The sequence below is a fragment of the Streptomyces sp. 150FB genome (assembly GCF_000818195.1).
Classification (GTDB): Bacteria; Actinomycetota; Actinomycetes; order Streptomycetales; family Streptomycetaceae; genus Streptomyces.
Genome location: NZ_JTHL01000001.1, coordinates 7,687,914 through 7,694,428 on the forward strand (window position 1 = coordinate 7,687,914; position 6,515 = coordinate 7,694,428).

Annotated in this window: 5 protein-coding genes; 2 read left to right on the plus strand and 3 right to left on the minus strand. The window is 71.0% G+C overall.

Annotated elements, in window-relative coordinates; all coding sequences use genetic code 11:
- Positions 1–367 (minus strand): NTP pyrophosphohydrolase (locus tag QR77_RS32995; RefSeq protein WP_173476389.1); only part of this gene is annotated, 367 nt, incomplete at its 3' end.
- 119 nt (positions 368–486) lie between these two features.
- Between QR77_RS32995 and QR77_RS33000 the strand changes: the two genes are divergently transcribed.
- Together QR77_RS33000 and QR77_RS33005 are read left to right on the plus strand one after the other, a co-directional pair.
- A complete protein-coding gene (locus tag QR77_RS33000) occupies positions 487–1,638 on the plus strand; it encodes a hypothetical protein (protein WP_236710911.1) in 1,152 nt (383 codons plus the stop codon).
- A gap of 41 nt (positions 1,639–1,679) precedes the next feature.
- The gene (locus tag QR77_RS33005) at positions 1,680–2,645 is read left to right on the plus strand and encodes a threo-3-hydroxy-L-aspartate ammonia-lyase (protein ID WP_040029052.1); all 966 of its coding nucleotides are present in this window, start codon (positions 1,680–1,682) and stop codon (positions 2,643–2,645) included.
- Positions 2,646–2,715: 70 nt separating this feature from the next.
- Here QR77_RS33005 and QR77_RS33010 read toward each other — a convergent pair whose 3' ends face one another.
- Entirely contained in the window at positions 2,716–4,842 is a 2,127-nt protein-coding gene (locus QR77_RS33010) for a 3-hydroxyacyl-CoA dehydrogenase NAD-binding domain-containing protein (RefSeq protein WP_040025715.1), read from the minus strand.
- Positions 4,839–6,059 carry an acetyl-CoA C-acyltransferase gene (locus tag QR77_RS33015; protein WP_040025716.1) on the minus strand — a complete coding sequence of 407 codons (1,221 nt, stop codon included), beginning with the start codon at positions 6,057–6,059 and terminating at the stop codon, positions 4,839–4,841. Before QR77_RS33015 ends, QR77_RS33010 begins: the two co-directional genes overlap by 4 nt.
- Positions 6,060–6,515 lie beyond the last annotated feature (456 nt).

Here is a 6,515-nt window from a genome sequence, read left to right on the forward strand (position 1 = left end):
CGGTCCGCGGGCCGACGCTCCGCGCGCCGTGCTCGGCCACCCGGCGGCGCAGCTCCCGGTCGGCCGTCACGACGACCACAGCGGCGTCGGACCGCGCCCGCGCCCGCGCCGCGAGGTCCACGATCAGGTCGTCGCCGCTGCCGGGCGCCGATTCGACCCGTACGAGCGGCAGCGAGGCGACACCCCGGGCCGCGCCCTCGACGACCAGCACGATCTCGCAGGGACCCGGTACGCCGCTCACACCGGACTCGGCGTACGGGACCAGCGCGTCGCGCAGCCGCTCGGCCGCCGCGTGCCGGTCGCGCCACCACCCGTCGGGCACGGATCCGACCACGTTCGCGGCGTCGACGATCAGCAGAGTGGGCACCCCGGAAGCGTGGCACAGCGGCCCGGCGCCCGGGCCCGGCGGGCCCGGAGAGCCCCGGGGAATACCGCCTAGTACTATCGGCGCGTGAGTCCCTGTGCTCGGGAAGGTGGCAGTGGACCATGACACCTCGGTCCGCACGGACGTCGAAGCAGTCGGAGGACAGCGGGGCCACGACCCCGGGGAAGCGCGCCGCACCCCCCGCAGGGATCGTCGTGGACAGCGCGCTCCCCGCGACGACGGGGTGGCTGCTGCGCGGCAAGGACGGCAGGCTCACCGCGTACGCCCCGACCGCGGGCGGAGTGCTCCGCTGGACGGAGAACCGGGTGGGCGGGCCCGACTGGTCCGGACCCGATCTGCTCGCCTTCCGCGGCGTACTGCCATACGTGGCGATCGCGCAGACCTCCGAGGGCTATGTCCATCTCGTGACGGTACGCAAGCGTCCGCGCGCGCAGGGTCCTGACGACACGGATCTGCTGCACGCGATCCAGTTCCAGAGCGGCCGCCCGCTGCGCGACTGGGTCACCCTGGGCAATCCGCACGGCAAGGACCTGGCGGCCGCGGCACGGATCGGCATGCCGGCCACGGTCGCGGACGCCGCCGGTTCGCTGCACATCTTCCTGCGCAACGCGAACGGTGGAATTTCGGCCAAGAACCAGTCGCCCACCGGCAAGTGGCTCCCGTACGGCGGCGCCACGCCCGAGGACACCATGATCACCGGCGAGTTGGCCGCCGCCAGGACCGAAAGCGGTCCGATCGAGGTGCTCGCCCCGACCGATGACACGGTGCTGCGCTGGCGCAGGGAGAAGCCGGACGCGCCGCTGGAGCGCGCGGACGAGGAGCCGGCGGCCAAGGTCGACCAGGGCACCATCACGGCCGAACGAACGGCCGCCGGACACCTGACCCACTTCTGGCGCGACGCCGGTGACCATACGGTCAGGGCCTGGCGCCCCGGCGCCGAACCGGTCGCGCTGGACGGGCCAGGCACGGGCCCGCTCGCTGTGCTCCGTACGCCAGTGGACGGCCACGACTGCACCATCATCGCCCAGCGCGGCCCGCACGACCGGCTGTCCATCGCGGCCTACCCGACGGAGGACGAGACGGCGGGCCTCAACTGGACCCCCACGGGCGAACCGTGCGTCGGCGCGCCGGCCCTGGCGCTGGACGGACTCGGCCGCCTGGTGCTGGCGGCGATCGGCGCCGACGGCACGCTGCGCGTGGCCCGTCAGAAGGAGGAGCAGGGGCTCGCGCTGGCCGCGTGGACGAGGGTGTGACGATCGGGTTGTCATATCGAACGATCGAGGAGAGTCACACCATGCTCCAGTCCCCGACCTACGGCGACGTGGAAGCCGCGGCGGCCCGCGTCGCCCCCGCCGCACACCGCACACCGGTCCTGCGCTCGCGGCTGATCAACGAACAGGTCGGCGCAGACGTGGTGTTCAAGTGCGAGAACTTCCAGCGCGTGGGCGCGTTCAAGTTCCGCGGGGCGTACAACGCGCTGTCCCAGTTCACCCCGGAGCAGCGGCGCGCCGGTGTGGTCACGTACTCCTCGGGCAACCACGCCCAGGCCATCGCGCTCTCCGCCCAACTGCTCGAGATCCCGGCCACGATCGTCATGCCGCACGACGTGCCGGCGGCGAAGGCGGCGGCCACCAAGGCGTACGGCGGCGAGGTCGTCATGTACGACCGCTACACCGAGGACAACGAGGAGATCACCCGGACCCTGGCCGCCGAGCGCGGGCTCACCTTCATCCCGCCCTACGACCACCCGCACATCATCGCCGGACAGGCCACCGTGGCCAGCGAACTCTTCGAGGAAGCCGGCGAACTCGACGCCCTCTTCGTGCCGCTCGGCGGCGGCGGACTGCTCTCCGGGACCGTGCTGGCAGCCGCCGAACTCGCCCCGGACTGCCGGCTCTACGGCGTCGAGCCCGAGGCGGGCAACGACGGACAGCGGTCGCTGCGGCAGGGGAGCGTCGTGCACATCGACACGCCGAAGACCATCGCCGACGGCGCGCAGACCCAGCAGCTCGGCGCTTACACCTTCGAGATCATCCGCCGGGGGGTCACCGACATCCTGACCGCCACCGACGCCGAACTCGTCGAGGCCATGCGGGACTTCGCCGTCTATATGAAGATCGTCGTCGAGCCCACCGGATGCCTGGGACTCGCCGCGCTGCGGGCCATGGCCGACCAGGTGCGCGGGCAGCGGATCGGCGTGGTCATCAGCGGCGGCAACATCGACCTGGACCGCTTCGCCGCGCTGCTCGGCGGGGCCTGAGCGAGCCGTGACGTGAGCGGGCCGGCGCGCGGAAACCTCCGCGCGCCGGCCCGTCGCTTACCGCGCGGCGTTACGCGGGAACGCTCGCCACGCCCGGCGCCAGGAACGGCTTGCCGTTCACCCGCTCCGAGACGCCTTCGCGGTCCAGGTACGGCGTCAGCCCGCCCAGGTGGAAGGGCCAGCCGGCGCCCGTGATCAGGCAGAGGTCGACGTCCTGTGCCTCGGCGACGACATGCTCGTCCAGCATCAGGCCGATCTCCCGCGCCACCGCGTCCAGCACCCGTACGCGGACCTGCTCCTCGTCGAGCACGGTGTCGCCCTGCTTGAGCAGGGCCACGACCTCCGGGTCCAGCTCCGGCTTCCCGGAGTCATGGACGTAGAAGCCGCGCTTGCCCGCCTTGACGACCGCCGCCAGGTTCTCCGAGACCGTGAAGCGGTCCGGGAACGCGTCGTGCAGGGTCTGGGACACATGCAGCCCGATCGCGGGACCGACCAGCTCCAGCAGCACCAGCGGCGACATCGGCAGCCCCAGCGGCTCCACGGCGCGCTCGGCGACCTCGACCGGGGTGCCCTCGTCGATGACGTTCTGGATCTCACCCATGAAGCGCGTCAGGACGCGGTTGACGACGAACGCCGGGGCGTCCTTCACCAGTACCGCCGTCTTCCGCAGCTTCTTCGCCACACCGAACGCCGTCGCCAGCGACGCGTCGTCCGTCTGCTCGCCGCGCACGATCTCCAGCAGCGGCAGGATCGCGACCGGGTTGAAGAAGTGGAAGCCGACGACCCGCTCGGGGTTCTTCAGCTTCGACGCCATCTCCGACACCGACAGCGACGAGGTGTTGGTCGCCAGGATCGCGTGCGCCGGGGCGACCGCCTCGACCTCGGCGAACACCTGCTGCTTGACGCTCATCTCCTCGAAGACGGCCTCGATGACGAAGTCCGCGTCGGCGAAGCCCTCGGCCTTGTCGAGCACCCCGGTGACCAGTGCCTTCAGCCGGTTGGCCTTGTCCTGGTTGATACGGGACTTCAGCAGCAGCTTGTCGATCTCGTCGTGGACGTAACCGACGCCCTTGTCCACCCGCGCCTGGTCGATGTCGGTGAGAACGACCGGCACCTCAAGACGGCGCAGGAACAGCAGCGCGAGCTGCGAGGCCATCAGCCCCGCGCCCACCACACCGACCTTGGTGACCGGCCGCGCCAGCGACTTGTCGGGCGCGCCCACCGGGCGCTTGCCGCGCTTCTGCACGAGGTTGAACGCGTAGATGCCGCTGCGCAGCTCGCCGCTCATGGCCAGGTCGGCGAGCGCCGCGTCCTCGGCGTCGAAGCCGGCCTGGAGATCGCCGTCCTTCACGCCGGCGATGATGTCCAGCGCGCGGTACGCGGCCGGGGCCGCGCCGTGCACCTTCGAGTCGGCGAAGGCCCGGCCCCGCTCCACGGCCAGGTCCCACGCCTCGCCGCGGTCCACCGCCGGCCGTACGACCTGCAGCTCACCCTTCAGCACGGAAGCCGTCCACAGCAGCGACTGCTCCAGAAAGTCGGCGCCCTCGAAGATCGCGTCGGCGATCCCCAGCTCGAAGACCTGGGCGCCCTTGAGCTGCCGGTTCTGGTTCAGCGCGTTCTCGACGATCACCGTGACCGCGCGGTCGGCGCCGATCAGGTTCGGCAGGATCGTGCAGCCGCCCCAGCCGGGCACGAGCCCCAGGAACACCTCGGGGAACGAGAAGGCGGGCGTCGCCGCCGACACCGTCCGGTACTGACAGTGCAGACCGGCCTCGACACCGCCGCCCATCGCCGCGCCGTTGTAGTACGCGAACGACGGCACCGCGAGCGCCGCGATGCGCTTGAAGACGTCGTGCCCGCCCTTGCCGACGGCCCGCGCGTCCTCGTGGTGCTTCAGCACCTCCATGCCCTTGAGGTCGGCGCCGACCGCGAAGATGAACGGCTTGCCCGTGATCCCGACCCCGACGATCGTCCCCTCGGACGCCTCCTTCTCGACCTGGTCGAGAGCGAGGTCGAGATTGGCCAGCGACTGGGGGCCGAAGGTGGTCGGCTTGGTGTGGTCGAAACCGTTGTCCAGCGTGATCAGCGCGAAGCGCCCGGCACCCGGCAGGTCGAGGTGGCGCACATGCGCCTGCGTCACGACCTCGTCGGGGAACAGCTCGGCCGCGCCCTTCAGGAGTTCAGCGGTGGTGCTCACTTGTTGCCTCCGTCGAAGTGCGGGTTCTCCCAGATGACCGAAGCGCCCATGCCGAAGCCGACGCACATGGTCGTCAGGCCGTAGCGGACGTGCGGCTGCTCCTCGAACTGCCGCGCGAGCTGGGTCATCAGACGTACGCCGGAAGACGCGAGCGGATGACCGTAGGCGATGGCACCGCCGTACTGGTTCACCCGCTCGTCGTCGTCGGCGATCCCGTAGTGGTCGAGCAGCGCGAGCACCTGCACCGCGAACGCCTCGTTGATCTCGAAAAGCCCGATGTCCGAGATCGACAGACCGGCCTTGGCCAGCGCCTTCTCGGTCGCCGGGATCGGGCCGTACCCCATCACCTCGGGCTCGACACCCGCGAACGCGTACGACACCAGCCGCATCTTCACCGGCAGGCCCAGCTCGCGCGCGAAGTCCTCGGAGGCGATCAGTGAAGCGGTGGCGCCGTCGTTGAGCCCGGCGGCGTTGCCCGCGGTGACCCGGCCGTGCGGACGGAACGGCGTCTTCAGCCCCGCCAGCATCTCCAGCGTGGTCCCTGGCCGCATCGGCTCGTCAGCCGTGGCCAGCCCCCACCCCGTCTCACCGGCCTCCGCGTTCGTCCGCCGGATCGAGATCGGCACCAGATCCTGCTGGATCTTGCCGTTGGCGTACGCCTTCGCCGCCTTCTCCTGCGAGTGCACCGCGTACTCGTCGGCGCGCAGCTTGGTCAGGTGCGGGAAGCGGTCGTGCAGGTTCTCGGCCGTCATCCCCATGAACAGAGCGGAGTCGTCGACGAGCTTCTCGGACACGAAGCGCGGATTCGGGTCGACGGCCTCACCCATCGGGTGGCGGCCCATGTGCTCGACGCCGCCGGCGATGACCACGTCGTACGCACCGAAGGCGATCGACCCGGCGGTGGTCGTCACCGCGGTCAGCGCCCCCGCGCACATCCGGTCGATCGAGTACCCGGGCACGGACTGCGGCAGCCCGGCGAGGATTCCGGCGGTACGGCCGAGCGTGAGCCCCTGGTCACCGATCTGCGTGGTCGCGGCGATGGCGACCTCGTCGATACGCGCGGGGTCGAGGTCCGGGTTACGGCGCAGCAGCTCGCGGATCGCCTTGACGACGAGATCGTCGGCACGGGTCTCGTGGTACATGCCCTTCGGGCCCGCCTTGCCGAACGGGGTTCGGACGCCGTCGACGAAGACGACGTCCTTGACGGTACGAGGCACGGTGACTCTCCTCCAAGGTTGCGGGGCGCGTGACGCGTCTTCGACGCGCGTGCGCCAGCCATGCTACTCGCGGGTAACAGACCTGCCCACCCCCCTTATGGGGGGCGCCGCCTCCGGGGCCACCGGGTCGTTCCGCTTACGCGGCTGTGCCGAACGGTTTTGGGCTGCGGTGCGCCTCGCGGCGGGCGGCCGTGGGTTTGGCGGTGCGTGGCCGCAACGGCCACTTCGCTGACGCGGTTGTGGTCACCGGCGTTAGCCGAGGTTGTTGTCGGGGTTCGCTCCGGGGCGATATCCGGGATGCACGATTTACGGCGCGTGCGGGCGGATGCGGGGTGGACGCGGTCCTGCGCCGCAAATCACGCGTGAGTATCCCGGACACCACCCCTGCGCGCCCCCCTTCACCTGCGGGAACGCCGCGCTCACTGTCCCGGGCGCGGCGTTACGGGTCGAGCGACC

Coding starts and splice junctions, on each gene's coding strand:
- QR77_RS33000 (WP_236710911.1), top strand. CDS start 487: ATGACACCTCGGTCCGCACGGACGTCGAAGCAGTCGGAGGACAGCGGG.
- QR77_RS33005 (WP_040029052.1), top strand. CDS start 1,680: ATGCTCCAGTCCCCGACCTACGGCGACGTGGAAGCCGCGGCGGCCCGC.